Origin of the sequence: Protofrankia sp. BMG5.30, assembly GCF_001983005.1 — a bacterium.
Classification (GTDB): domain Bacteria; phylum Actinomycetota; class Actinomycetes; order Frankiales; family Frankiaceae; genus Protofrankia; species Protofrankia coriariae.
Genome location: NZ_MOME01000005.1, coordinates 58,453 through 84,790 on the forward strand (window position 1 = coordinate 58,453; position 26,338 = coordinate 84,790).

General features: G+C 69.9%; 21 protein-coding genes. 10 read left to right on the plus strand and 11 right to left on the minus strand.

Annotated features, from left to right (window positions below; translation table 11 throughout):
- Positions 1–47: 47 nt before the first annotated feature.
- Positions 48–251 (minus strand): hypothetical protein, encoded by a 204-nt coding sequence (locus BL254_RS25590; protein WP_076842366.1) that lies wholly within the window; start codon positions 249–251, stop codon positions 48–50.
- A 1,094-nt stretch (positions 252–1,345) separates the two neighbouring features.
- Here BL254_RS25590 and BL254_RS02105 point away from each other — a divergent pair.
- The 4 genes from BL254_RS02105 (at position 1,346) to ilvD (ending at position 4,891) form a co-directional block, all read left to right on the plus strand.
- On the plus strand, positions 1,346–1,804 hold the full coding sequence (locus BL254_RS02105) for a hypothetical protein (RefSeq protein WP_047223588.1): 459 nt from the start codon (positions 1,346–1,348) through the stop codon (positions 1,802–1,804).
- Positions 1,805–2,108: 304 nt separating this feature from the next.
- Positions 2,109–2,459 (plus strand): antibiotic biosynthesis monooxygenase, encoded by a 351-nt coding sequence (locus BL254_RS02110; protein WP_083730772.1) that lies wholly within the window; start codon positions 2,109–2,111, stop codon positions 2,457–2,459.
- On the plus strand, positions 2,456–2,899 hold the full coding sequence (locus tag BL254_RS02115) for a hypothetical protein (RefSeq protein WP_076842368.1): 444 nt from the start codon (positions 2,456–2,458) through the stop codon (positions 2,897–2,899). Before BL254_RS02110 ends, BL254_RS02115 begins: the two co-directional genes overlap by 4 nt.
- A 141-nt stretch (positions 2,900–3,040) precedes the next feature.
- The gene (ilvD, locus tag BL254_RS02120; protein WP_076842369.1) at positions 3,041–4,891 is read left to right on the plus strand and encodes a dihydroxy-acid dehydratase; all 1,851 of its coding nucleotides are present in this window, start codon (positions 3,041–3,043) and stop codon (positions 4,889–4,891) included.
- Between the two features lie 93 nt (positions 4,892–4,984).
- Here ilvD and egtD read toward each other — a convergent pair whose 3' ends face one another.
- The 4 genes from egtD to egtA all read right to left on the minus strand — a co-directional run bounded on the left by egtD (position 4,985) and on the right by egtA (position 10,181).
- The gene (gene egtD, locus BL254_RS02125) at positions 4,985–6,010 is read right to left on the minus strand and encodes an L-histidine N(alpha)-methyltransferase (RefSeq protein ID WP_076842370.1); all 1,026 of its coding nucleotides are present in this window, start codon (positions 6,008–6,010) and stop codon (positions 4,985–4,987) included.
- Between the two features lie 47 nt (positions 6,011–6,057).
- A complete protein-coding gene (gene egtC / locus BL254_RS02130) occupies positions 6,058–6,846 on the minus strand; it encodes an ergothioneine biosynthesis protein EgtC (protein WP_076842371.1) in 789 nt (262 codons plus the stop codon).
- A 180-nt stretch (positions 6,847–7,026) separates the two neighbouring features.
- Entirely contained in the window at positions 7,027–8,538 is a 1,512-nt protein-coding gene (locus BL254_RS02135; protein WP_235433578.1) for an ergothioneine biosynthesis protein EgtB, read from the minus strand.
- Positions 8,538–10,181 (minus strand): ergothioneine biosynthesis glutamate--cysteine ligase EgtA, encoded by a 1,644-nt coding sequence (gene egtA / locus BL254_RS02140; RefSeq protein WP_076842372.1) that lies wholly within the window; start codon positions 10,179–10,181, stop codon positions 8,538–8,540. Before egtA ends, BL254_RS02135 begins: the two co-directional genes overlap by 1 nt.
- A 739-nt stretch (positions 10,182–10,920) precedes the next feature.
- Here egtA and BL254_RS02145 point away from each other — a divergent pair.
- Both BL254_RS02145 and BL254_RS02150 read left to right on the plus strand, forming a co-directional pair.
- Positions 10,921–11,712 (plus strand): nuclease-related domain-containing protein, encoded by a 792-nt coding sequence (locus BL254_RS02145; RefSeq protein WP_047223581.1) that lies wholly within the window; start codon positions 10,921–10,923, stop codon positions 11,710–11,712.
- A gap of 717 nt (positions 11,713–12,429) precedes the next feature.
- The gene (locus BL254_RS02150; protein ID WP_013875592.1) at positions 12,430–12,753 is read left to right on the plus strand and encodes a hypothetical protein; all 324 of its coding nucleotides are present in this window, start codon (positions 12,430–12,432) and stop codon (positions 12,751–12,753) included.
- Positions 12,754–13,294: 541 nt separating this feature from the next.
- Here the strand turns inward: BL254_RS02150 and BL254_RS25595 are convergent.
- Positions 13,295–14,698: a hypothetical protein gene (locus BL254_RS25595; protein ID WP_139342138.1), complete on the minus strand. Its 1,404-nt coding sequence runs from the start codon at positions 14,696–14,698 to the stop codon at positions 13,295–13,297.
- A gap of 259 nt (positions 14,699–14,957) precedes the next feature.
- Here BL254_RS25595 and BL254_RS02165 point away from each other — a divergent pair, with 259 nt between their 5' ends.
- The 3 genes from BL254_RS02165 to BL254_RS02175 all read left to right on the plus strand — a co-directional run bounded on the left by BL254_RS02165 (position 14,958) and on the right by BL254_RS02175 (position 20,295).
- Positions 14,958–16,145, plus strand: coding sequence for a hypothetical protein (locus tag BL254_RS02165; protein ID WP_139342139.1), 1,188 nt, complete (start codon positions 14,958–14,960; stop codon positions 16,143–16,145).
- Complete coding sequence (locus BL254_RS02170; RefSeq protein WP_175648263.1) at positions 16,142–18,034, plus strand: serine/threonine-protein kinase; 1,893 nt, start codon at positions 16,142–16,144, stop codon at positions 18,032–18,034. The genes BL254_RS02165 and BL254_RS02170 overlap by 4 nt, the downstream gene beginning before the upstream one ends.
- Positions 18,035–18,294: 260 nt before the next feature.
- Positions 18,295–20,295: a hypothetical protein gene (locus tag BL254_RS02175; protein WP_139342140.1), complete on the plus strand. Its 2,001-nt coding sequence runs from the start codon at positions 18,295–18,297 to the stop codon at positions 20,293–20,295.
- A gap of 24 nt (positions 20,296–20,319) precedes the next feature.
- On the opposite strand, the gene BL254_RS02180 is transcribed toward BL254_RS02175, so the two are convergent.
- From BL254_RS02180 to BL254_RS25600, 4 genes are read right to left on the minus strand one after another with little or no spacing between them, the layout of a single operon-like run.
- The gene (locus BL254_RS02180) at positions 20,320–22,119 is read right to left on the minus strand and encodes a conjugal transfer protein TraC (protein WP_047223579.1); all 1,800 of its coding nucleotides are present in this window, start codon (positions 22,117–22,119) and stop codon (positions 20,320–20,322) included.
- Complete coding sequence (locus BL254_RS02185) at positions 22,116–23,618, minus strand: SCO6880 family protein (protein WP_076842374.1); 1,503 nt, start codon at positions 23,616–23,618, stop codon at positions 22,116–22,118. Before BL254_RS02185 ends, BL254_RS02180 begins: the two co-directional genes overlap by 4 nt.
- A gap of 7 nt (positions 23,619–23,625) precedes the next feature.
- Complete coding sequence (locus BL254_RS02190; RefSeq protein ID WP_076842375.1) at positions 23,626–24,987, minus strand: hypothetical protein; 1,362 nt, start codon at positions 24,985–24,987, stop codon at positions 23,626–23,628.
- Positions 24,984–25,511 (minus strand): hypothetical protein, encoded by a 528-nt coding sequence (locus BL254_RS25600; protein ID WP_139342141.1) that lies wholly within the window; start codon positions 25,509–25,511, stop codon positions 24,984–24,986. Before BL254_RS25600 ends, BL254_RS02190 begins: the two co-directional genes overlap by 4 nt.
- A gap of 40 nt (positions 25,512–25,551) precedes the next feature.
- Here BL254_RS25600 and BL254_RS26735 point away from each other — a divergent pair, with 40 nt between their 5' ends.
- Positions 25,552–25,692 carry a hypothetical protein gene (locus tag BL254_RS26735; RefSeq protein ID WP_175648264.1) on the plus strand — a complete coding sequence of 47 codons (141 nt, stop codon included), beginning with the start codon at positions 25,552–25,554 and terminating at the stop codon, positions 25,690–25,692.
- Positions 25,693–25,873: 181 nt separating this feature from the next.
- Here the strand turns inward: BL254_RS26735 and BL254_RS02200 are convergent, their stop codons facing one another.
- Positions 25,874–26,302 carry a DUF6112 family protein gene (locus BL254_RS02200; protein WP_076842377.1) on the minus strand — a complete coding sequence of 143 codons (429 nt, stop codon included), beginning with the start codon at positions 26,300–26,302 and terminating at the stop codon, positions 25,874–25,876.
- Positions 26,303–26,338: the final 36 nt, after the last annotated feature.

Below are 26,338 nucleotides of genomic sequence, written 5' to 3' on the forward strand. Positions count from 1 at the left end.
CGTTACAGGTTCCTTCAGGCCGTGTGGGTGGCTGGTCGGGGGGCCGGTCAGGCCTGTAGCGCCTGGGCGGCCTGACGCAGGAGCGCGACCGGGATGCGGACCATGGATTCGCCGTCCGGTACGTCGTGACCGGAGTCGACCACGTACCCCTGCACCAGGACGGTATCGGGGCCCTCCTGATAGACGGTTGGACAACTTCCCGAATAGTCGCAGGAAGTAGCAATGACTATACCTGGCGTGTTGGCGCTCACGGTGGCTCCTGGTCGCGATGAACGGGCATGGCGGGACGACCCGGCGCCCAGCGGGCCAGGGTCGACGCGATCGTGGTTTTCGCGTCGTGGCTCCGGGAACGGAGTCCACAAGGCCCGCGGAGCCGGGCTCCCGGCTCCCGGGGCGCGGAGGCCCAGCTCATCATCCTCCGGACGCCGGCGGGTCGTCTATGCTCGTCGAGCCGTCGGCTATGCGGGTGAGCTGGCCGGCCGGAGCATCGACGGATGGCTTGCCCCTTGTGGAGGCTGACCCGCATCTTAACCACCTCACCGAGCCAGCCGCAGGACCGGGCTGGCCTGGAGTGGCTGTCTGGTGYGGTTGYRTGGAAGCGGCGAGCTGTCAAGATCGTCCATGCGATCATCCGCCACAGGTGGACGGATTATGAATTATTTGATCTTCGTGAATAGTTCTTGCATTACCACAGTTTGGTCTGCATAGTGTAGGCATCGCCCGCAGCGAGGCGGCCCCTCCTTCTCAAAGGATGTGGCGCTATGAGGCAGAGTCCGCAAACCGCGAGATCGATGCCCTGGCCTGATCAGGCGTCGGTTCGCGGGTTCATCCGAGGACCGCCGAGCGCTGGGCCACTCCTGTCGTGCGTATGGCGCGGGGACGCTCCGGCGCGTCCCGGTGGGCGGATTCACCTGATCGCAAGGGGTGGGCCGCTCTTCGTCATCTCTGGGCTCTCCGGGCCTTCGGACAGGCGAGGTGAACCATACTTGCGCGCCCCTTCGGCCAGGGTCCGCAYGGACCAGGGCGACGGTTACGCGATCCCGGGGCCCACGGCCGCGGAAGACGATTCCCGAAAGACATGGAAGAGACGCGGAAAGGCAGCGATGACCATCTATTCGGAAATAACGACCATGTCGGGCAGCTCGCCCGGCGCGGTCGGCGGGAGGGTGTTGGCGCACCCACCCGCCGAACCGGACCAGCTTGACCCGCACCCCGGTTGGCCCCGGTGGGAGAACGGACCGTTCTCGACAATAGTCCTTCTCCCGCGTCCGCTGTTCCAGACAGGTAACCGCTTGGTATCCAGCTCCAGGATCCACGTTGCGGCTCGGCACCGACGGGAGGCACGATGACCGCCCAGGTGTTCGTCGCGGTAGCGGCGCTTGCGGAGGGCGACCAGAAGATCACGTTGCCGTCCACGAACACGTTGATCCTGCTCGGCGTGGTGCTCAGCGGAATCGCGCTCGTCAGCGGCCGGCTGCTGGTCGCGGCCGTCCTCGCGGTCGTGACGGTCGGCGTCGCGGGCCTCGCCTCCATCGCCGCCACGGTGTCCGGGCCGGACGATGTCACGCGGAGCGTGACAGCCAGCGTCGCCATGCTGGCCGGCCTGCGGCTGCGAGGGGGTATCGCGGCGCTGATGCCGCCGGGTGAAAAGCACCGGCCCGGCTGGCACCGGTTCCGCCGGCAACGACCGGATTCGGTGCCGGCTGGGCAACCTGCCCATCCTGCCGAGGAGAACTCCGGTCACCCGCGGGAGAACTCCGGCCACCCCGAGGAGGAACAGCAGGTCGTGAGAAAGGATGCCTGAACATAGAAGCGGCTCTCTTTCCGCCCGGGGCCGGGTACCGCCGGCCCCGGGCGGAAAGGCCCSCGGGAGGGAAGCGGACGGAAACAGGCGGGAGAAGAGCAGGTCGGAGAGACCGGACGGAGTCGAAAAGGCCAGACAGAACCAGACGGAAAAGGGGAGGGGCAGATCCGGGAGAGGGCGGGCAGGGCGTTCTCTCCCGGTCGCACCATCGGGATGCCGCCGGCAGGTCCGGGAGGGGACGAGCGCGATCCGTCGGGGCCGATCCGTCCGGGTTGGCCCGTTCCGGGCCGCGGCTGGATCGTGCATGTCCGATTCGTGCCAGACTTGGGCCATGACCGCTGCCGAGGACGGCGCCCAGGGCTCGCCGGTGCTGGAAGTCGCCCGTTTCGACGTCGTGCCCGGCCAGGAGGAGGCGTTCGCCGCCRCCTACCGTCGTGTCGTCACCGAGATCACCACCTGCCCCGGCTGCCGGTCGGCGCGGCTGGCCCGCGGGGTGGAGACACCGTCCCGGTTCGTCCTGTTCGTCGAGTGGGAGAACCTGGACGCGCACCTGGTGACCTTCCGCACCTCCGACCGGTTCACCCGTTGGCGTGCGGCGCTGGGTCCCTTCTTCGCGCAGCCGCCGAGCGTGGAGCATGTGACCGAGCTGTCGTGAGCACCTTCGCCAGCTATTTCTTCTTCGCGCCGGTGTTCGCGGTCGTCTTCGGCTTTCTGGGCTGGATGGTCCCGGTGCTGCTCTTCCGCGGCGCGGTCGCGCGCCGCCGGGTCGGCGTCCAGACCCTCTTCCGGACGGGATACGCGATCATCGCCGTCGTCAGCCTGTTCCTGCTCGTGATCGGGACGCGGACGAGCCAGCGGGTCCAGCACCTCGACGGGACCGTCAAGTATGTGGCCGGCCCTCGCGACCACGATGTGGCCCCGCTGCTGGGCACGGCCGCGTCCTTCGTGGTCGTGTGGCTGGTCCAGCGCCAGTGGCGGCGGTGGCAGCTGCGCCGCGGCGGCGGCCCCGGTGGCCCCGCTGSTTTCGGCGGGCCGGGCGATCGGTGGCGGCCGCGCCGCGGTGGCTCGCGCGGCCTCGAATACGACGGGGGTTAGGCTTGAAGCGGACGGGTGGGGCCCGGCGGGCGGGTCCGGGCGGGTTTGATGCCTGTACGGGTATGAATGCCTGGTATGGGTGTGCCCGCGGCCCCGGCGTGACCCACGTCCACGCCGATCGATCGCCATGAGGACTGCCCGATGCCTGTTCTGCGTTCCCGCACCACCACTCACGGCCGCAACATGGCCGGTGCCCGCGCGCTGTGGCGCGCCACCGGCATGACCGACAACGACTTCGGCAAGCCGATCGTGGCGATCGCGAACAGCTTCACCGAGTTCGTGCCCGGCCATGTGCACCTGCGCGACCTCGGCCGGATCGTGTCGGACGCGGTCGCCGAGGCCGGCGGCGTGGGCCGGGAGTTCCACACGATCGCGGTCGACGACGGCATCGCCATGGGCCACGGCGGCATGCTCTACTCGCTGCCGTCCCGCGAGATCATCGCCGACAGCGTCGAGTACATGGTGAACGCKCACTGCGCGGACGCGCTCGTCTGCATCTCGAACTGCGACAAGATCACTCCTGGGATGCTGCTGGCGGCCCTGCGGCTGAACATCCCGACCGTGTTCGTCTCCGGCGGGGCGATGGAGTCCGGCCGGGCGGTCGTCAGCGACGGTGTGGTCCGCTCGGGGCTGGACCTCATCTCCGCGATCGCCGCCTCCGTCGACACCGCGGTCGGGGACGCCGAACTGGACGCGGTGGAACGCTCCGCCTGCCCCACCTGCGGGTCCTGCTCCGGGATGTTCACCGCGAACTCGATGAACTGCCTGACCGAGGCGCTCGGGCTCGCGCTGCCCGGCAACGGCTCCACGCTCGCCACCTCCGCGGCCCGCCGCGACCTGTTCGTCCGGGCCGGACGCACGGTGGTGGATCTCGCGAAGCGCTGGTACGACAAGGACGACGACACGGTGCTGCCGCGCTCGATCGCGACCCGTTCGGCCTTCCTCAACGCCTTTGCGGTGGACGTGGCCATGGGCGGTTCGACCAACACCGTGCTGCACCTGCTGGCCGCCGCGGTCGAGGCCGGGGTGGCGGTCACCCTCGACGACATCGACGCGATCTCCCGGACGGTGCCATGCCTGTGCAAGGTGGCGCCGAGCTCGGACTACCACATGGAGGACGTCCACCGCGCCGGTGGCATCCCGGCCATCCTCGGCGAGCTCGACCGGGCCGGCCTGCTGCGCCACGACGTCCACTCGGTGCACGCCGCGAGCCTGGCGGAGTTCCTCACCCACTGGGACGTCCGCCGGCCGGACCCGGCGCCGGAGGCGGTGGAGCTCTTCCACGCAGCCCCGGGCGGCGTGCGCACGATCGAGCCGTTCTCGTCCACGGCCCGCTGGGAGTCGCTGGACACCGACACCGCCGCCGGCTGTATCCGCGACGTCGCGCACGCCTATTCCGCCGACGGCGGTCTGGCGGTGCTGCGCGGGTCACTGGCGCCGGACGGCGCCGTGCTCAAGACCGCCGGGGTGGAGGCCGGCCGGCTGACCTTCCGCGGCCCCGCCCTGGTGCTGGAGAGCCAGGAGGAGGCGGTGGAGGCGATCCTGTCGAAGCGGGTCACCCCGGGTGACGTGCTGGTCATCCGCTACGAGGGCCCGCGCGGCGGCCCCGGCATGCAGGAGATGCTGTACCCGACGACCTTCCTCAAGGCCCGCGGGCTCGGCCCGCAGTGCGCGCTGGTCACCGACGGCCGGTTCTCCGGCGGCTCGGCGGGCCTGTCCATCGGCCACGTCTCGCCCGAGGCCGCGCACGGCGGCGCGATCGCGCTTGTCCGTGACGGTGACATCATCGAGATCGACATCCCGGCCCGCCGGCTGGACCTGCTGGTGGACGCCGAGGAACTCGCCGCGCGGCGGGCCGAGTTGACCGCCGCCGGCGGCTACCGGCCGAAGGAGCGCCAGCGCCCGGTGTCGGCGGCGTTGCGGGCCTACGCGGCGATGGCGACCTCGGCGTCCACCGGTGCCGCCCGTGACGTCTCCCTGGCCGGCGGCTGACCGGGCCCGTCACCTGATCAGCCGGCCCGGTTCGTCGGCCGGGTCCTGCCGGCCGGTCTTGTTCGGCCGGTCCTGTTCGGCCGGCCGGAGTCGTCAGGCGGGGACGGCGAGAGCGAGCCCGAAGTCGCCCGCGGAGTCGGTCCACCAGTGGACCATGGCCAGGCCCGCGGCGGCGAACTCGGCGGCCAGGCTGTCCCGGGTGAACTTGGCACTGATCTCGGTGCGCATCTGCTCGTTCTCGGCGAAGGACACCGACAGGTCCAGCGCRCCGACGTGGACCCGCTGGTCGCGGACGGAGCGCAGGCGCATCTCGATCCAGGAGTTCTCCGCGTCCCACCGGGCCACGTGGGCGAACCCGCGCGGGTCGAAGTCGGCGTCGAGTTCGTGATTGATGACCGACAGGACGTTGCGGTTGAACGCGGCCGTGACGCCCGCGCTGTCGTTGTAGGCGGCCACCAGCCGGTCTGGATCCTTGACCAGGTCGCAGCCCAGCAGCAGCATGTCGTCACCTTTCAGGTGGGCGCGCATGCTGGTGAGGAATGCGTGCCGGCCCGCGGGCGCGAGATTGCCGATCGTCCCGCCGAGAAACGCGACCAGGCGGCGGTTGGCGTCGGGCAGCAGGTGGAGGTGACGCTCGAAATCGCCGACGATCGCGTGCACCCGCACCGCCGGATATTCCTGCCGGATCGCGGCCGCGGCGTGGGAGAGCACGGACTCGTCCACGTCGAACGGGACGAACCCGCGCAGGTGGCCGCTGCGCTGGAGGGCGTCGAGCAGCAGGCGGGTCTTGGCGGAGGTTCCGGAGCCGAGTTCGACGAGGGTGTCCGCTCGCGACATCACGGCGATCTCGTGGACGTGGCCGGCCAGAATTGCCCGTTCAGCCCGGGTGGGGTAGTACTCGGGCAACCGGGTGATGGCGTCGAAGAGCATGCTCCCGTTGGCGTCGTAGAACCACTTGGGTGGTAGTTCCTTCGGATTCGACGTGAGTCCGGTGCCGACGTCCCTGGTCAGTGCCGTGGTCCGGTCGGACGCGGTGAGATGCCGATCGAAGACGATTTTCGGGTCGAGATCATCCCTGGTGGAACCGACGTTGGTGAGACCGSTGCTGGACGCTGTCATGATCTGTAACCTCCGGGAGCGTTAATGCAACCGAGAGTAGCTGAATCTTAGGTCAAATTACTAACGATGACATTGCGTGTGTCGGCTACGAGCAATTGGTGATCATCAAGATCGATCCATCCGTCTCCGTCATCGCTGGGTTCGCTGGCCACCTCGACTCCGGCGCCGATCTCTGTGCCGACTTCCATATCGGCCCCGATACCGACTCCGGTGTTCTCGCCGCCGGACACGCGGTACGACAGGGTTTCACCCCAGGTTGTCGCCACTATTTGCGATCCATCGGTTACCAAAAGGTTGAGACGGGCTGCGCCGTCCCTGCCGCCCGCCGCGACGACGACCTCCGCGACGGCGTCGGCGAGGTGCGCGCCCGCGGCCAGCCGCTGCCACACCACGGCCGCCAGCAGCGCGGAGTCACAGCGCGAGTCGGGCACCGGCGCTCCCCGCGAGCCCCGCAGCAGGCCCAGCGGCACCGTGAGATCCACCCGTCCGTTGTGGCTGAGCAGGTGCCGTCCGTCGGTGTACGGCGCGGTCGCCGTCTCCTCGACAGGCATGCCGACGGTGGCGTTGCGGACCGCGGCCAGCACACAGCCCGAACTGATCACGCCGGYGAGGGACGCGAACGAGGCGTCGGTCCAGATCGGGACGGCGCGACGGTAGCGGGCCGGCTCCGTGCGGATCTCAGGGGCGTACCACCCGGCACCGAAGCCGTCGGCGTTGATCCTGCCGTGCAGCATCCGCCGCGGCTCCCAGGCCTGGCGCAGCAGGCCGTGCGGCGGGTCATGCAGGAGCGAGGCCAGCGTCCGCGGMGTCCCCAGCCACGCCGTGTGACGACACAACCGGAATCATCCTTCTTTCCTCGATGGTCGGGCTCTGTTGCTCTTCCTCTTCGGCGACCAGGCTTGTCGCGGTGGCCAGCTCTGACGGCCAGCTCTGACGGCCAGGTCGGATGGTCAGGGCGCGCGGGAGGCGTGGCCACACCGCCCGCGGCCTGCCGGCTTCTGTGGTGGCGTGGTCCGTCAGGCGTCGCGCGCGAGCCGGAAGCCGGCGAAGATCTGCCGGCGGATCGGGTGGTCCCAGTTACGGAAGGTAGCTCTGACAGCGCTGTGATGCGTCGCCCAGGAGCCACCGCGCAGCACCTTGAACCCGGCGTACTCGGCAACATCGGCCGCCCCGGCCACCCCGTTCGCCGCGGCGGCACCGACCGCCCCGGCGGGCGGCCCCTTGCCGGCACCGGGCGCGGATGGGAAGAACACCTCGCTGTACTCGCGGTAGGGGAACGACCGGAAACCCGGATAGCCCACGAAATCCCCGGCCGTCCACTCCCACACGTCACCGATCATCTGCTCGACGCCGTAAGCGCTCGCGCCGGCCGGATACGCCCCCAGCGGCGCGGGGCGGGTGGCCGCCTGCCCCAGGTTGGCCCGCTCCGGCGTCGGCTCGCTGTCCCCCCAGGGAAAACGTCGCGAACGCCCGGTGACGGGATCGTGCGCGCACGCCTTCTCCCACTCGGCCTCGGTGGGCAGCCGCCGGCCCGCCCAGCGCGCGTGCGCCTGCGCCTCGTACCAGCAGACATGCTGCACGGGCTCGTCCATCGGGACCGGCTCGTCCCGGCCGAAGCGCCGGCGTATCCAGGCGTCGCCCTCGCGACGCCAGAACTGTGGGGCGGTCAGGCCGGCCCGGCACCGCCACGCCCAGCCGGCGGCCGACCACAGGCGTTCGTCGTGATAGCCGCCGTCCTCGATGAACGCCGCGTGCGCGGCGTTGGAGACCGGCAGCGTGCCGATGAAGAAGGCCGGTACGTACACCCGGTGGGCGGGACGTTCGTTGTCGTACGCCCATGCCGTGCCGGCGGTGTCGCCGTCGGTGCCCATCGTGAACTCGCCGGCCGGTATCAGGATCTCCGCCGCGGGCACCGGCCGGCCGGGTGGCGGCGCGGCGCGGTCGCCGATGATCGGGGCACCCGTACGGAGCTGGTGGGTGGCGAGCATCGTCTCGTCGTGCTGGTGCTCGTGCTGGACCACCAGCCCGTAGACGAACCCGCCGGTCAGCAGCGCCGCGCGCGAGCCCGGCGAGGGCGCGCCGACCATGTCGGCCATCCGCGGGGACGGCCCGCTGTCGCTGACCACCCAGGTGGTCGACGACAGCAGCGTGTCCGGGTTGAGCCGCGCCAGGACGCCCAGGACGGCGCCGCGCACCTCGTCGAGGTAGGACCTCGCCTGCGCCGGGCCGAGCAGCGGCAGGGCCGGCCGGTCCGCCCGGGGGTGGCGGAACGCGTCGTAGATGTCGTCGATGCCCGGCCGCAGCGGCCGGCTGCCCGCGACCGCCCGCAGCAGCCACGACTCCTCGTAGTTGCCGATGTGGGCAAGGTCCCAGACCAGCGGTGACATCAGCGGTGAGTGCTGGCGCCGCAGGTCGTCGTCGTCGAGATCGGTGTAGGCGAGGCTGCGGGCCCGGCTGTCCGCGAGCGCCCGGACGATCTCGTCGGTGGTCAGCCGGGTGATCAACTGGGTGGTCGGCCGGGTGGTCATCATGCCGTCGCCCATGGCCGGGTGGTCGCGCGCTCGTGGCCGGCGACGGTACCGGCACCGGTAGCGCTACCGGTGCCGGCAGCGCTACCGGTGCCGCCGTTGGCGCTGGTACCGGCTCCGTCAGCGGGAGCGCTCCCGCTGACGGCAGTGCTCCCGCTGACGGCAGTGCTCCCGCTGACGGCAGCGGTGCCGATCCCAGCGTTGATCTCGTCCCGGAGCAGGCCCAGCGGACCGTCGGCCGGCAGCCGGTCGATGAGATCGTCGGCGGGGCAGCGGCCCGGCTCGACGTAGGTCTCGAGATAGGTGTCGACGGCGGCGAGCAGGGCATCGTCGACACCCAGGCGTCCCAGCGCGTCCCGGGCGGCGCCCGCGCACCGCCGCGCCGCCCGGTGCAGCATGTCGTCGCGTAGCCCCAGCGCGGCCGCGGTCAGCCAGCGGCCGGCCACGGGTTCGCACGCGTCGGCGGCCGTGTCCGCGGCGCGGGGGTCGTCGAGCAGGGCGGTGGTCACCGCGACCGCCACCGGCCAGTTGCCGGCCGGTGCCGCGTCGAGGTAGCGCAGCTCCAGCCAGCCGCGCGGACGTACCGGCGGGAACACCGTGGTCGCGTGGTAGCGCAGGTCCGCGACTGTCGGCGGCCGTGCCACCGGGCCGGCACCGGCCACCCAGTCGGCGAACGTCGACCCGTCCCGGGCGAGCTGGAAGTCACCGTCGGGCCCGCGCACCAGCATGACCCTGGCCGCCAGCAGGTAGTCCGCCCAGGCCCTCGCCGGATCCGACTGCTGGGGGGCTGCCACCGGGGAGGTCCGGGTCGGGTCGATGTCCGCCCACAGCGACTGCCGGGTGGAACGCCACCCGGTCGCCGTCCCGGCCAGCACCGGGGACGCGGCGAACATGGCCACCAGCACCGGGCCGAGGGCATGCGCCAGCTCGAAGCGCCGGGCCCACCGCGCCGTGGCGCCCGCGTCCAGGTTGACCTGGACGGACGCGGTCGAGCACATCATCGCCTCACCCGCCCGGCCGCCGTCCGTCCGCCGGAAGTACTGCTGCATGGCCACGTAGCGGGAGGCGTGCAGCTGGCGGCGCGGCGGCCGCAGCGGATCGGTGCCCATCGCGGCCAGGGCGAGTCCGGCGTCGGCGAGCATGGCGCGCACCGCGGTGAGATCGGTGGCGGTCCGCGCCAGCGCGTCCGGCAGCGGCAGGGGCGGGGCGGACAGCTCGAGCTGGCCGCCGGGTTCGAAGGTGAGCCGGGTCCCCCCGGGCAGGAACAGGTCGTCCACCGGCTCCGGGGAGGTCGGCAGGGAGGTCTCCCCGTCCCGTGACGGCCGCGGCGGTGGGCTGCCGGTGAGCGCCGCCAGCGTGCGGCCGGGGGGCACCGGGCGTGCCGGGGAGGCGATGTCGACGACGAACCACTCGGTCTCGATGCCGACGTTCCCGGCGGGCTGATCGGTCAGGCAGGTCAGGTGCGCGTAACGGTGGACGTCCTCCCGTGAACGGATCTCGTCGTCGGCGCGGAGCCCACCGTCGGACCGGATCCTGTCGTTGGTGCGGATCCTGTCGTTGGTACAACAGGGGCCGCTACAACAGGGATCGGTACAACAGGCGTCGGGATCGGGTGCTGGCATGCCTGCCGGTGTCCGTTTCATGAACCCTCCAGGTCCGGACCGGCCAGGGTCGCTGGCCGTGGGTCGCGGTACGGGCCGATGGCGGTCGGCACGGGTCAGGTGGTCCCGGTCCGCCACGTCGTGGGCTTTCCGGCCCTTTGACCAGACCTTCACAGCAGGGTGTTGCCCGGTAGTTACCGATGCGCGAACGATGTGGCGCACATCGAAGGGCCGCTGTCGGATTGTGCCCATCACCCGACCCCCTTCACACCGGAAAGTTCGGTCATCGTCCGGAGTCTGATGGGAGGTGTGTGCAGCGTCCAGACTGTGCGGTGCCCGGCCTGGGCGCCGTTCCGGGCTGTGCGGCGCCCGGCCTGGGGGCCGTTGGGACAGGGTGCTGGGCACCGTTGGGACAGAGTGTAAGTATGTGTCATGTTGGATGACTGTTGCGATTTTTATGGAATGGTGGCCGTCGCATAGTTGGTTTGCTGTGGCGTTCGGTGACCGCATCGCGGCACACTCGGTGATGGCCAGTGTGCGACGCGCATGGGGCAGGTGGAACCGCGTGCGGTCGCACGGAGCCGGACCGGGGACGGAGCGCGTTCCGCGCCGGCCCACGCGTCAACGGCGGAGGTGACGGGGCCCGCGGCAGCGGGTCCCGCGCCATGCCAGCTCCCGCGTCACGCGGGCCAGGCCGGCGCGGCGGAGCGGTCGGAAACGGGGCGACCGGAAGGTGGTGACGACCGGGATGCCGGAAGGGCAGTGGCCTGGACGGTCGGCCATGGCGGAGTACCTGCGCCGCAGGGAGCTCTACGTAGCCGAACGTAAGGACCGCCTGGCACGAGCGGTCGTCACCGCGGCCGTGGCCGCCGCGCTGACCGTGGCCGCCGTCAGCGTGTTCGGTGCCGTGGTGGGCCTGTCCGCGCTGGTCGTGCTGCAGATGGTCCTCGGGGCCGTCCTGGTCGTCCTCGCCGTCGCCGCGGCGCGCTTCCTGCGTTCCCCGTCGGAGATCGAGTCATGGCGACACGACGCCGAGGCCGAGCGTCGCACGGCCCGCGCCCTCGACCGCCTCGTCCGGGCCGGCTACACGGTCCTGCACGACCGCGCGCTCGCGGACTCCGCCGGCAACGTCGACCATCTGGTGATCGGCCCGTCCGGGGCGTGGGTCGTCGAGACGGACGCCCACCGTGGGCCGCTGCGCCAGAACCGGGCCGGGCTGTGGGCCGGCAAGGTGCCGTTGCGCGCCATGCTCGGCCTGGTCACCTGGATGGGCGAGGAGGTCACCAGCCACCTGGTGGCCGATCTTCCGGACGGCTGGCAGCTGCAGGCCCAGCCGGTGGTCGCGTTCTCCCGCGCCGAGCTGCCACACGGGCTCGCCCTGCTCGACGGTGTGGTGCTGCTGCCGGCGGCCGGGGTTGCCGACTACATCCTCACCGCCGGTGTCGTGCTGAAGCCCCTGGATGTCGCCATTCTGGTGGACGTCGCCGAACGGGCCTTCCCGCCGTATCCGGTGGACGGGCCGGCGCCGACGTGGCCGGCGATGTCCAGGCTGCGGGGGATACTGGGCCGCTGACGGCCGGTCCTTTGGTCCTCCTTCGGTTTCCGGTGGTCCTCCGGCCGGCCCTTCGGCATCCTGGGCCCCRCCGATGTCGGGCACAGTGAGTGGATGGACGGGGTACCGGCTGCCAGCCGGGGGCTGCCAGCCGGGCGGGCCTGCGATCGTTCCTGGTCCGCGCCGCCGGCGCGCCAGGCATGCCGGGGCGCTCGCCGCGAGCGTTTTGTCCCGGAGTGTCGGCTCTCCGGTAAACGGGCGGTGTCCTGATATGGTCGGCGATCAGACAGGCCCCGCGCCGGCCGGTCGTGGGCGGCTTCGCCGCCGTACCGGTCCAGCGAGACGGGCACGCAACACTCCGCGCGGGCATATGTCGCCGGTCGGCCGGCATATGATCAGGGGGCTCTGTTCGGGCCGGGCCGGACTACCGGTGGCCGTCTTCCCGGGCCGGCGGGTATACCGGGCCAGCTTGTTGCGTCCGGGACGGAATACCATGTGCCAACTCCGGCCGCCGTGGTGTTCGCCGGCCGTTGTACGCTCCGGGCCGGCGAAGGCGCGTCGAATCAGTCCGGCGGCAGTTGGCCGGGCCGGTGCCGACGGAATTGGTGTCCGGTATTACCCGCATTCCGCTCCGGGGATAACGGAAAACTCGGTATAGGCGAATCGCGCAGGCTTGTCGTAAGCTRCTCCCAGGCCAGTCACCCGGTACTGTTCGGACCACCGGCGAAGGGTGTTGAAATGGGTAAGAGAATACTTGTCCTGGACGCCGACGGAGAGCTTCTCGGCAAGTTCGCGGACACCTACACAGCACACCTGTGGAGCCATTTCAGGATTCTCGCGCCAGGTTTCGACGGGCACGTCGAGGTGTTCGACCCGCATACCCGTACCTCCCTTGTGGTGGGCGCCGACGAATGCCGGAGCATCATCTGGGGAAGGGTCCAGAACACCGCGGTGGCCTGCGAGGAACGGGCTGAGCCGGACGAGCCGTCGCTGCCGGAGCTGTCGGTGCGACAGCTGTCACGCCGATCCATGACGCACGCCTGGCTCACCGCCGGGACCTGACCGCCGCGGTATCCGGATCCGGCTCGACCGGTGGACGGGCAGCCCGGACGACGTTTCTGAACAACGACGTTTCTGAACAACGATGCTCCCGAACGACGACGTTCCCGAGCACTGTGCAGAGCCATGTTCCCAACTCCCCGGCCGCCGGCTGACGGTGTCCTGGCCGCCGGGTGAACCGACACCGATGGTGCCCGTTCCCCCTGAATGCCTCAGGGCGGAGGGCTCCGCAGGCGCGACGGCGAAACAAGCGCGCTGCCGGGAGCCCTGAAGGGCCTTCCGGTGTCGGGCCGAGACGGGAGCGGCGGCGTGGGTAGCGGTGGTACACGGCCACCGCCCATCCCTTGCCCGCGCCGCCGCTCCCGTCCTTCCTACCCAGCGGTCCGCCACCTCCCGCCGCGTGGGCCGGCGTGCGCTCCCCGGCCGGCCGTTTCCATTGTCCGGTTCCCGACGGCTGCCGCTCACGGTTCATGTTGTTCGTGATCAGGTCGTTCCACGTCGCTCGTCGCGGGCTAGGCCGTCCACCGCCGGCCGGGCACTCCGGTCAGATGCTCTGGCCGATCTGGTGACGTACCACGAGAGAGCCGGCGAAYAGGAAGAACAGCATCAGGACGAACGTGTTGGACGTGCCGCCGGTCGAACTGGACAGCACCATGTTCACCTCGGACCGCAGGACCGGCCCACAGGTCGCGATGATCGAACGGTTTCCGGCCCGGTAGGTGGCGAACTGCACAGCCGTGGAGAACTCCCCGCTCGCGTCCGCGACCGTCCGGCCGATCGTCCGGCCGTCATCGGAGACGATGACGACATCGGCGGCCGGAGTGCAGCCGGCACCGGTGGCGAACAGGGTGTCCCCGGCGGAGACGACAGGTTTGTCCAGCGCCAGCTGCCCGGGTAGTGGGCTGGGGAGCGCCGCTGCGGGCGAGGGCACAGAGGTGGGCTGCTGGGCGGCCGTGGGCCCCGGCCTGACCGGCACGCACCGGTCGGACGCGTCCCGTACGGATCCGGACAGGCAGGGTGACGGTGGCTGCGGGCACTGCTGCCCGGCGGGCACCAACAGACCGCCAGGGCAGGAGACCGACGGCCGTGGACAGACGCCGTCGCGGTCCGGCAGCGCCCCGCCAGGACAGGTCTGCCCAGGCCGCGGCGGCGGACACGGCTGCCCGGCCGCCACCGTCACCCCGCCGGCGCAGGTCTCGCGCTGCGGTGGGCACTGCTGCCCGGCGGCGGCCGTGCTGCCGTCCCAGCAGGTTGTCGGTGGTGGCGGGCACTGCTGCCGGCTGCGGGCGGTGGAGCCGTCCGGGCAGGTCACGGAGATCGGCCGGCAGATCCCGTCCACGCCGCGTTGCTGGTCTGCCGGGCATGGTGGGTAGCGGCAGGTGCCGTTCGCGTCACGTTCCTGGCCGGTGGGGCATGGCGGATAGCCGCAGACGCCGTTCGCGTTTCGCTGCTGCCCGGCCGGGCACGGCGGATAGTCGCAGGTCCCGTTGTCGCCGCGTTGCTGGCCCTCGGGGCATGGTGGGTAGCCGCAGGTGTTGTCCTCACCGCGTTGCTGCCCTTCGGGGCACGGCGGGTAGGCGCAGACGCCGTCCGAACTGCGTTCCTGGCCTGCCGGGCATGGCGGGTAGTCGCAGATCCCCTTCGSGTTGCGTTGCTGCCCTTCGGGGCACGGTGGGTAGTCACAGACGCCGTCCGCGTTGCGCTGCTGGCCGGTGGGGCACGGCTGCGGGGCGCATTCCCGCCCGCCGGGCACCACGGAACCGTCCGGGCACAGGCAGCCGTCCGGGGTCCCCTCGGGGCAGGCGGTGGGGCCTGGCGCGGGCGCGCTACTACTTGGAGTAGCCACGGCAGCCAGAGCCATGTGGATCGATTTCGTGCCCGCGGCGGGGGCGACGGCTGTCGTGAGCCCGGCCGTGGACGCCGCGCCGAGTATGCCGAGCAGAATCACCGAGGGCAGAACGGCCGTCAGAACGGTTCTGATGCCTGCCCGACGTAAAACCGCACAAGAAAAACGCACGACGCCCCCCGACCGCGAACGGAGCGGCGGCGTGTCGTGTACCGGACAGCATGTCCAGCCGCAGCCCTGCTCCCGCGATGACAGTAACATCGACGTCACAACAGAAAGCGGATTCTCGGGGGGCGTCGTGGCTGTTGTCGTGGAGCCGACGCGGCGAGCCGCGAGGCCGCTCACCGTTTTGGTGATCATCGTGCTGGCTGTCCTGGTCCTGTTGCCGGGCCCCGCCACAGCCACAGCCACAGCCGGCGACGGGCCGGGCGGTCCCGCCAGCGGCATCGTCGCCGCGGGCAGCGGGGGGCTTCAGCTCGACGCGGTGGTCAACGAGGTCTCCGTCACCGGGCGACGGATCGTGCTCGATCCGGAGCAGCCCACCCGTGTTCTTGTCACAGTTCGCAACAATCGAAACGAGCCGGCCCAGATACGGTCGATCCGCGTCAGCGGATCCGCGCTGGGCCTGACCTTCTTCGTCTTCGACACCGCCGTGCGGATGGACGTGCCGCCCGGTGCCTCGCTGGCCTGGAGCGTCGACATCGACATGGCGGAGCTGCGCGGACAGGCGACCGGGCTGCTACCCATGTCTGTCACTCTCCGCGACGCGAAGCGTGACGTCCTCGCCTCGGCCGACGGTATCGCCGACATCCGCGGCACACTGGTCTGCACATACGGCATGTTCGGGCTGGGCCTGCTGGTCGTCACGGCCATGTTGTGGGCCGCCGCGTTGTTCGCGCTCGCGCGCCATCGTCTTCCCCACAACCGGTGGCGGCGGGCCGTCCGGTTCGCGCCCGCCGGGTGTGGGGCCGGCTTCGTCGCGATCGTCAGCCTGTCGGCACTGCGGGTGACGGCACCGTCGACGTCGTCCAACCTGACCTTCATCGCGGCCGCCGCGGGGATCGGCTTCCTGCTGGGCTACCTCACCCCCACGCCAGTCTCCGCGCCGGCCTCCCTCTCGGCCCCCGCACCGGCCCCCGCGCCTGTGCCGGCCGGCACCCCGGCCACGGGCCCATCCGCGGTGACCATGGCCGCGGCCAGGAAGACGCCGTCCACAGACGATGTTCCCGTGGGCGATCCCCCGGGCGGCGGCGAGCGCCGGGCCCCGAGCCCGGCAGGCGCCGGGCTGCCGGCCGGTGGGGCCCGTCCGACAGCCCCGTCGCGGCCTGCCGTCGTCCGCCCGCAGCCGCCCGCTGCGGAGGCGGAGGAGCGTGGGTACGAAAGGCCGTCGCCGCGGCCTGTCGTCCGGCCGCAGCAATCCGCTGCGGATGCGAACAGGCACGGATACGAAAAGCCGCGGCAGCCGCCCGCACGGTTCTTCGACGAGGAGACCGACCCCTCCATCACCCGTCGCACTGACTGGCGCCCGCGTCAGGACGATCCTTCGTGACGATCAATTCGTCCGTATCCGGTCCGTCCGTGGCCCCACGGGCGCTGGTGGCCGCCCTGCCGCGGTACAGGCTGGGCGGCGAACTCGGCCGCGGCGGGTTCGGCGTCGTCTACGCGGCCCGGGATCCACGGCTCGACCGGGCGGTCGCCGTCAAACACCTGCCGAACCGGATCGCCGCCGACCCGCAGATGCGGCTGCGGTTCAACGAAGAAGGACGGGCCCTGGCCCGGCTGAGCCACCTGCACATCGTCACGGTGTACGAGTACGCGGACGAAGAGGTGGCCGTCGACGCCACGGGCCCGCCGGAACGGGTCTGCGCGCTGGTGCTCGAACACCTCCCCGGCGGGACGCTCGCGGAGCGTTTCCGCCGCATCGGGCTGACCATGGAACAGTCCTGCGCGGCCGTGCTCGCCGTTCTCTCCGCGGCGCAGGCCGCCCACGACCAGGGGCTGCTGCACCGCGACATCAAACCCGGCAACGTGATGTTCGACAGCCGCGGCACGGTCAAGGTGACCGATTTCGGGCTGGCCCGGGTCATCGGCGGGGAGACCACCCTCGCCTCCCGGGACGGTCGGTTCGTCATCGCCGGCACGCCCGGGTACATGTCCCCGGAGCAGTCCCGCGGCGACTACCTGGACGTCCGCACCGACGTCTATTCGGCGACGGCAATGCTGTACTACCTGCTCGCCGGACGCCTCCCCTACCCGACCGAAGGCGGGTTCCACCGGTTCCGGGCACATCAGGACGCCGCTGAGCCACCGTCGCCCGGCGACGAGGTGCCATCCGGGCTCGCCTGGCTTCTCATGCGCGGGCTGGCCCGGGATCCCGAGCGCAGGCCGGCGAGTGCCGAACAGCTCGCGGAGTCCGTCGCGGCCGTCGCGTCCGAGGCGTTCGGGCCCGGCTGGCTGGAGCGGTCAGGGCTGGCCGTACGGGACCTCTCCCCGGCGGTGCGCACGGCCCTGGAATCGTCGGTCCGACGCGGCCCGTCCGGCCGTGGCGAGGAGTCCGTGCTGGTGACCGACCTGGTGCCGGCGCTGTCCGGCACGCCCGTGGGCCGGCCGTCGCCAGACGATGTCGACCTCGACCAGGCCTCCCTCGTCCCGCTGCCGGAGCTGTCGGCCACCGGCCAGCAACAGGGGCGGGCGCACCGCCGTCGCCCGCCGTCGGTGCCGGTGCCGCTGCGGCAACTGGCCGGGACCGCGCTGGCCGCGGCCGTGCTGATGGTGCTGGTCGCCGTGCTGTGGCCGTCCCCACAACCGGCCGTCCCCACCGGCTCCACCGCCGCCGAGGGCATCCAGGTGGCCGGGGCCACCCCGCCCGCTGTCGCGCGGGTCGACCTGGCCGAGCCGGTGGAGATCAGCGGCACGGCCACGGCCTCGGGAACGGTGACGGTGCTCCTGCGGCTGTCCGTGGCGGGCATCCCACTGGGCACCGCGACCGGCGACCCGGTGACAGTGAACGCGGGCGAGCCCTGGCGAACAGACGTCACCGCCCCGCCGCTGACCCGGTGGATCGCCGGCGGAGCCGTCCACGGGCAGGTACGGCTGGATCGGGCGGGCACGAGCAGCGTCCAGGAGGTGACGATCGAGCCGAGGCAGACACCGCTGGCCAGCGTCATGGGCGCCGGCGGTGTGCTGGCCGCCCTGTTCGCGCTCGCCTATCTGGAGTCGACCCGCCGGCTGCTGCGCGACGGCTCCCGTCAGGGATCCGCGGTGTTCGCCGCGGGGGCTCTCGGAGCCGTCCTCGGGTTCGGCGTGTGGCTGTCCGCGGCTACGTTGAGCCGACAGGTCCCGGTTGCCGCCGCCGGGGTCTGCTGTGTCCTGCTCGGTGCGGCGGCCGCCACAGCCGCGGCAGCCGCAAGCCGTTCACGAGCCAGGGCGGGAGGCTGATCCGAGGCTGCCTGCCCCTGCCTGGCCGGGCCCGAATCCGTCAGCGGGCAGGGCGTCCAGCGGGTCGGCCGCCGGTTGAGGCTTCCCACGGTGGCCGGGAGACGCGGCGGCCAGGCGCGGGTCCATATCAGCTGCACGGCAGCATCACAGATGGTGCTCGATGGTAGGTTGGCCTACCATGTCGACTTTGGTATCACAAAGCCGATGCGAACGTTGCGATCGCGGTCGTCAGAAGGTGGAGCTGTAATCCATGAAGCCAGATGTCCGGTTCTGAGCACCCCGGTTCTGAACTCGCCCGACGGTTGTTCGTCCCGGCCGAGCGGTGGGGCTGGGAGTATGTCGATCCCGGTGTCAATCCACATCCCCAGCGCGACCACCCACCAGTATGGAACGAACCACCTCCACCAGACACCAAAAAACATGAAGACGACCTCGCGCAGCGCATGCGACATCTTCCTGGGAATTTGATTTTCCCTGTCATGCTGCTGATACTTAGCATGAAATATGAGATCTTTGATGAAAACAAAGCACTTTTTTGGTTTCCGATTGCACTATTTCTGATAATAATTATTCTTTATCGAGTAGTGGGCCTTAAAAGAAAAATTGATCAAACGAAGGTCGTATGGCAGAGGAATCGCGATGCCGAGTGGGAGAGGTATCAGGCCGCTACCGCCGGTTGGAGGGCGGCGGTGGAAAGTCACGAGGCCGCTGACCGTACCCGGCGGGAGACGGCACCGCTGTTCCACCCGCTGGCGCCCCGGCCGACGGCGGGCCGGATCGATGTTTTCGGTGGCACTCGCGACGGCTGGGMGAGCCTGCTGGCGACCGTCGGTTCCTCGGCGCTGGCTTCCGGTGGTGGCATTCTCCTGCTCGACTTCAGCGAGCGCGGGGTCGGTGGTGGTCTTGCCCAGCTCGCGGTCGATGCGGGGCGCCCGGTCACGGTAGACGATCTCCCCGCTGATATCGGCGGGCTGGGGCTGCTGCATGGCGTGGATCCCGATGATGCCGCGGAGCTTCTTGCGGATGCCGTCGACGTGGGACGTGGCGGAGGCGCTGATCCGACGCTTCGGGTGCTCGATGCCGAGATACTCGCGGTTGTCGCCACCCGGCTGGATCCACCGCTGACCTTCAGCCGGCTTGCCGCCGGCCTGCGCGTGCTGGAGGGGAACGAGCAGAATGATGGCTCCGATCCTCTGTCGCCCGCGGAGCGGAACGCTGTCGCCGACCGGGCGGGCACGTGGGGTGAAAGCGAAGGAACTCGGCAGGAAATCCGTTACCTGCGGGCGTCTCTGGAACGGCTGGCCGGCCGGGAGGAAACGGCGACGACCGCCGCACCACAGCCGTGGTGGCCGGTGCACGGGCTGCGCATCATAGCAACGTCGAGCCATGACACGTCGACCGCCCGTAAGGAATTCGTCGACAGGGTGTTGTTCCACATTGTCCTGCACCAGCTCCGCCGCCGCCGTGGCGACGCTTCCCACGATGACATTCTGGTGGTTGCCGGCGGAGACCGGATGGGACTGCCCGCGCTGGAGGGCATGGCCCGGTACGCGGCCAACGCCGGCATACGTCTGGTGAATCTTTTCGAGCACCTCGGGGAGGGCACCGAACGCCTGATCGGCGCGGGTGACAGCGCCACCCTCGTCATGCGGCTGGGGAATGCCAAGGAGGCCGAGACCGCGGCCGAGTTCGTCGGTCGTGGACACAAGTTCGTCTTCTCCCAGATCACCCGGCAGGTCGGCAGCAGCCTCACCACGGGAACGTCCAGCAGCGCGGGGGGGAGCGTCTCTCTCTCCGAGACCGAGAGCCGCGGCGGTTCGCGCGGGAAGGGTGGAAAATCAAGCGGCTGGAGCCGGTCGGTGACGGTGTCCCAGTCGGCATTCTGGGAGAACACCGAAAGCCTGTCAGCCACTGATTCCCAGCAGGACGGCGCGGTTCTGCAGCGGGTCTACGAGTTCAGTGTCGAGYCGACGCAGATCCAGCAGCTTCCGCCGACCGCTTTCGTTCTGATCGACTCGTCACTGGGGGATCGTCGGGCGGCGCTCGGCGACTGCAATCCCGGTATCGTCCTCCTGCCCAGGGTGGCCTCCACAGCCCRCCCGGCTGTGCCACCGGTGGCACGGCCGGGGCTGCCGTCCGGGCAGGGGGCATCCCTCCCGATCGACGGGCCGGATGTTCCGCCGGTTTCCCCGACCGCTGATCCCGAGGGACAGCTCGAGGCGACTGATCCGTTCCGGCCGTGGAGCCCGGGGAACGGATAGCGTGATCGAGTGGCCCGCGGTCGGCTAGATCTCCCGGGACAGCGGGCCGTAGGGGAAGGTGTCCATCATCTCTTCGGCGGAAAACTCGTCCTGGCCGGCAGACGGGTCGTCAACGGCGAATCCGTCTGCTCCGTACCGGGCCGGGATGCCGAAGCCGTCGTCTTCGGGCCCGTTGGCGAACCGGACGCCGTGTTCGGCGCCGTGATCGGCGTTGGGACTGTAGCCGCCGGCGTACTCGTCGTTATCGGTGGTGTGGTACCCGGCCCGGTTGCGATAGGTGTAGCCGTCCAGCAGGACGGGGTCGAGATCATCCGGGACGAGGTTGACGTTGTCGACCTCGCCGTGCATCTTCGATCCGTTGAGAACGACCGGGATCTCCAGGTCGCCGACGACGTGCTCGACGTAGAACGCGCGGTTCCCGATGAGCCACAACGCGAAACCGGGATCCAGCCGGGGCAGCATGTCCGAGGCGACGTCGGTGAGGTCCAGCGCCCGCTGCGTGTCCGGGATCTGGTCGGACGCCTGCTTGTACAGAATGCGGATCGCGGTCTCGGCGAGCAGGCCCTTGGCCACCTCGACGGAGTCCGGGGAGGCCGAGAGCAGGTCGGAGATCCGGTGTGCGACGATCGCGTTCGCGCATCCCCACTGGCGGGCGAGTTTCTGCTGGGCGGACAGCCGCCGGACCAGGCCCGCGAAGCGCATCAGCCGCCAGCACTCGTCGTAGACGACGTAGCGCTGGACACCGTCCTGGCGCATCAGCGCGGCTTCCATCCACGCCTGCGCACACGTCATGATCAGTGCGATCATCTCGTCGGAGCCCTGGACCCGCTCGAGGTTGAGCACGGCGATCGGACGGTCGAAGTCCAGCGGGGAGGTGGTCGGGCCGTCGAAGAGCCCGCCAAGCGCGCCGTGGGTGAGCCGGCGCAGGGTCAGCGTCGCGTCCCGGGAGGAGTCGCGCAGTTCGGTCGCGGTCACCGGCAGTGCCGCGCAGTCGGCCTCCGACGGGTTCGTCATCGCGTCCAGGACGTGGGGCAGCAGCGGGGTCGCCTGCCGGTCGGTGGAGGCGCCGGTGATCTGCCGGGTCACGACGTCGAGGGCGAGGTCGACAGCGGTGTGCTCGGACGGGGTGAGCGGCACGCCCTTCGCGGTCTCGATCAACGAGGACAGCAGCGCCGACCGGGCCCGTTTGACCTCCCGGGACCAGTCCGCGTCCGCCATGCCCGGCGGCCGTGGCGGGGCGTCCAGCGGGTTGAGCCGGGTAGACAGGCCCGGGCCGATGTAGGTCGGCTCGCAGCCCAGCCGGCGGGCCAGCCTGGTGTACTCACCTTTCGGGTCGCAGGGCACGGCAGCCTGGTAGCCGAACGCGGCCCCCCGCGAGATCAGCGTCTTGAGCAGGGACGACTTGCGTGAGCCGACCGAGCCGAAGACCGCGAAGTTGGGGTTCTCGATGACCTGCTGGCGGTAGAGCTCGAACACGTCGAAGACGAAGGAGTCGCCGGACCAGACGTGGCGGCCGATGTACATGCCGGGGGTGTCCAGCCCGGCGTCCACGACGAACGGGTAGATGCCGGCGATCTGTGCGGTCGTCTCCATGTGGGCCGGCAGACGGAGCTTGTGGAAGATCCGGCCAGCGTGCGGGCCGACGAGGTGTGGTGGCTGCTCGCCGCGGCGCAACGCCATCCGAGCCCGCCGGATGGCCGCCCGTTCGGCCCGGGCGGCGGCCTGTTCGCCGCGCTGCGCCTCACGTTCGGCCCGCCGCAGGTCCTTCAGCTCACGACGGGTCTCCCGGTCGGTGCCGGCCCCCCCCGAACGGTGCAGTGTCATGAGACCCCCACGGCCAGCGGCAGAGCGGCAACGCTGAACCCCTGATCCTGTTCGCCGACAAGACGGACCATCTCCAGCCGGCTGCGGGACGCCAACGTCTCCGCCTCGCCGCACGCTTCGGCCAGGCTGTCGAGGTCGTCCGCGGAGACCGTCACGAACCCGTGGAAGCGGAAGGCGCCGAAGCCGGCGATGAGCTCCTGCTCACGGCGTTCCACCTCGGACGCTTCGGCCATGTCGCGCTGGGTGGTGACCTTGCCGACCTTGTCGCGCATCTGCTGTTCACCCAGATGCGCCATCCGGCGGCGGTTGACCGCCTTCTCGGCCTTGCGGCCAGGCATCGGCTCGACGATCAGGGATACTGTCCGCCGGCAGGTGGTCTCCATCAGCAGCGGGGCGAGGAACGCGGCCGGGGACGGCACCCGCGGCCAGCCGTTGATCCAATAGGTGGTGTGGAAGCCGGAGTCGGTGCGGTAGTGGTCCCAGYCGGCCACCGCGCGCACCGGGCCGGCGATCGCCGGGTCGACACCTGACGGCAGCCCCGCGAGCCCACCGGCCCGGTCGGAGGCCGCGCCACCACGTGCGTCGATCATCTCGATCGAGTACGGGTCGTAGGTCGTCCGGATCACCGCGGCCAGGGCGCGTGGCGGCAGCCAGCCGACCGTGTTGATCGAGGCTCTGGCCAGCGCGGCCTCCATGGTGCGCAGCTCGCCGAGCAGAACCGTGCAGGCCGCGTGGTCACCACCGCCGGCGCGTTGGATCGCCCGCCGTACGTCGCGCGCGCGGAGCTGGAACGACAGGAAGGTCTCGTGCCGCTGGGCGACCGGRCCGGCGGCGTCGATGACCTCCTGGTAGGCCTCGGCCGCCCACGAACCGTCGTGCTGCCCGCGCACTCGCCAGTGCCGTTGCAGCTGGTCCCCGGAGTCCGGCAGCGTGCGTTCCAGCCACTGGAGACGGGACAGCCGCCCGCCGCCGACGGTCAGCCCGGCGAGCAGCTCACCCCAGGCGTCCACCCTGGCCTGYTGGTCGCCGGACTCCAGCAGCGCGAACTGGCTGCCCTGCACCTGTAGGACAGCCGTGAACGTTCCCCGCCTGGTGTCCTTGACCACCGCCACGTAACGGCCGTTGCCCACCGGTACCGACAACATCACCAGGGACGACAGCGGACCGGGCAGCGCGGTCTTGGACAGATGGTCGGAGCTGTTGCCGACCCTGAACACCGCTCCGCGGAACACCRTCTCGCCCATCACCTTCTGCATCGTGAAACCGAAGAGGATCGGTACCCACTGATCGAGGTTACGGTCGTCGACGCGGACGAACGCGACGAACCCCAGCGCACCGGCCAGCGCGATCCATCCCGGGGCGAATATGACCGGCGACCGCAGCGCCCCGAGGACGCACAGCATCACGMCGACCATCAGGCCCAGCTGGGGCCAGCGCATGCCGAGCAGGATGCCGCCGCGTTCCAGCGGCCCGAAGCGGTAGCTGCGTTCGGCGACCACGCTCTACTCAGCCTCCCCCGGTACGCGTGGGGTGGATGGGCGGTCTCGGCGAGGTTACCTTGGGTGATGACCCGGCGGGTGGCAGGGCTCGGGGAACGGACTGGGAGGCGCGTGCGGAGGTGCCGGCCGGCGCCGCGACCCGGTTGCCCGTGCCGGTTGCCGACCTGGTCCGTGGCGCCGGCGAGCCAACGTCCGCGTGTTCCGCGGCGCGGGCCGCGGTCCGCGCCGGTTGCCCGCTGCCGGCCCGGCCGGCCCGGGCGACAGGCGCACCGACCCGTGTCATCGGGCCCACCCCGGTGCCGCGACGGCTGCCGGCCCTGGCCGCGGCACCGGTGCCGACCGGAGCGAGGTCACCGGTGAAGGGCCGGCCTGCGTCCACACCCGATCCGCTGCGCTGCCGGCTCTGCAGCCGCCCGCCGATACCCCGGAAGGTCTCCCGTGACGACGAGCCGAGCAGAGCGCCGGCGCCGTGGCCGAAACTCGCCGCGCCTCGCCTGCCTGCCGCGCCGACAACCTGCATGAGCTGGACGTCGGCCATCCCGATCACACGTAGCAGGGCGAACGGCGAGAACACCGCGGCAGCCATGATCACAATACCGCTGAGAATGGTCAGCGTCTGGTCCATGCCCGACCCGGTTGAGTCACCCGCGATGCTCGCACCCAGGGTGAAGATCGCGTAAATGACCGGTTTGGCAAGGATGAGCGCCGCGAGGATCTCCATGGCCCGCTTCATCCAGTCGCGGGTCGATATAGCCGGCTGCCCGGCTAGGTATAGTGGAATGAATACCGCAACCGCGATAATTGCTATTTTGCGTAGGTAGAGGACCAGGAAGAGCGCGAACGAGAACAGTGCGACCAGCAGCGACAGAACCATGTCGAGGGCGAAGTTCCCCTGCTKGGGGAGGGCCCTGAGCTGAGCGACCAGACTTGCGCCCAGAGGTGCGCCGTCGCCGAACGCCTCGGACATGCCGTCCGCGGCGGAAAGCACCATCTGCAGCAGGGTCAGCATGACGAAGGAGCCAAAAATCGCCGTACCCGTGGACGCGAGTGAGCGACCCAACAGATGCGCGTCTCCCCGGATCGCTCCGGCGATGCACGCACACATGAACAGACCCGTCACGACCAGGATAGCCACACCGAAGACAATATTGTAATTGTTGACGATGTAGTCTTTATTTAGATCGATCGCGGTCTGCTGTGCGGCAAAATTGAAGATGGATGCAGACAAGTCCGCCGCCATGTTCGCAAACGCAGAACCCACCGATTCCAGAAAGCCRTCGGTTCCATCGGAAACGGCATTCCTGATTCCGGTAAGAGGGTCGATGCTGATGGCTAGTACTTCTCTGCTGGCCAACGTCTGGGCGCTCACTCTGCTGGCCTTCCTATGTAGATGAACCTTCCGATTCCCTCGGCCGCGCGTTCAGTGAGGGATGGTCCATTCGGTCCATCTCCTGCATTGGATAGCTTCCAGTCTCCGTCTTGCCAGGTGACTGTGCAGATATCGGTACCCCAGCTTTGCTGTGGTGTAGTGATTCCTTTATTACTGTAAGATCCAACGGCGGCAGTTGACCACACGGATACTGTTACTTGATTAGAGTCGAATGATTTTACCGAGTATCCAAGAGGTCGTATATTGAATAACATGTCGGGAGAGTTGATGGAGGTAAGTCCAAGATTTTTTGCCATCGTTGAATCTGCTGAATTTATTTGATCTGCTAGTTTGTCGACTGYTTCAGGGGTAGAAATTGAGCCAAATATTTTTTTGAGCTGAGAAGCATCTCGATTGCGTCGATCAACATATGCAGAGACGTAGTTTCCGCAGGCGCTTATGGCGCCGGCTTCTGTGTGGGGGTAGCCGACGGGGATGCCGAACTCGTTGATGCGGGTTGGCATGCCTGGTATCTGTCCGGTCAGGTGCGCCGCGGGAGGCGCGGTGGTACCGCTTCCGGTCGGAGAGGTACCCGGTACCACGGTGGGAGACGTGGTATTCGACGCGGCCGATGTCGGACGGCTGTCGATACGTGGCGGGGGCTGCCCCTGGATGCTGACCGAGCGGGAGGACGGGATCGCGTAGCGTCCGATGAGGATGCCGGCCGTCACAGTCACCGCTCCGATTGCCACCAGGAGGCCGACGAGACGGCGCATGGGCCAGTCAGCCTGGTTGACCAACATCCCCTCCCTCGGTGTGACAACCTCGGACGCGACTACTCGCGAGACGACAGCGGATCCATCATCCCAATATCAGCCGTCAGGTTTCACGAGAACCGGTCAGAAGGGCTGTGGYGGAGGGTCTGGGTCGGTTCCCCGGGGTTGATCGTCTCGACGATGGCTGACCTGTCCAGCCCCTGCGGCTGATCGACGGCGCCCGACGACGCGGAGGCTCCGGTAGCGAGAAAGAAGTTGACGACGGCGGCTGTGGCACCGACGAGGAAGGCCAGCCCGAAGCCGGCGAGTACACCGCTCTTGCCGACCGCCGAGGTGCGGTCGAGGCCCATCCGCTCGCCGAGCGCCCAGGCGATTCCGCCGAGCAGCACGGAGGCTACCGCGGCGATCACCGCGTACGCGGCGAGGCCGTTGACGAGATCCTTGAGCGCGTTGATCCCGGGTGCCTTGGAGTCGTCGGGCTTGACCTCTACCTGTGCCAGGACGATCGTCGCCTGCGCGGTCACAGCATGGACGATCATCGCTGTTCCCTTCTGAACTCGGTCCGGCTCGTAGAT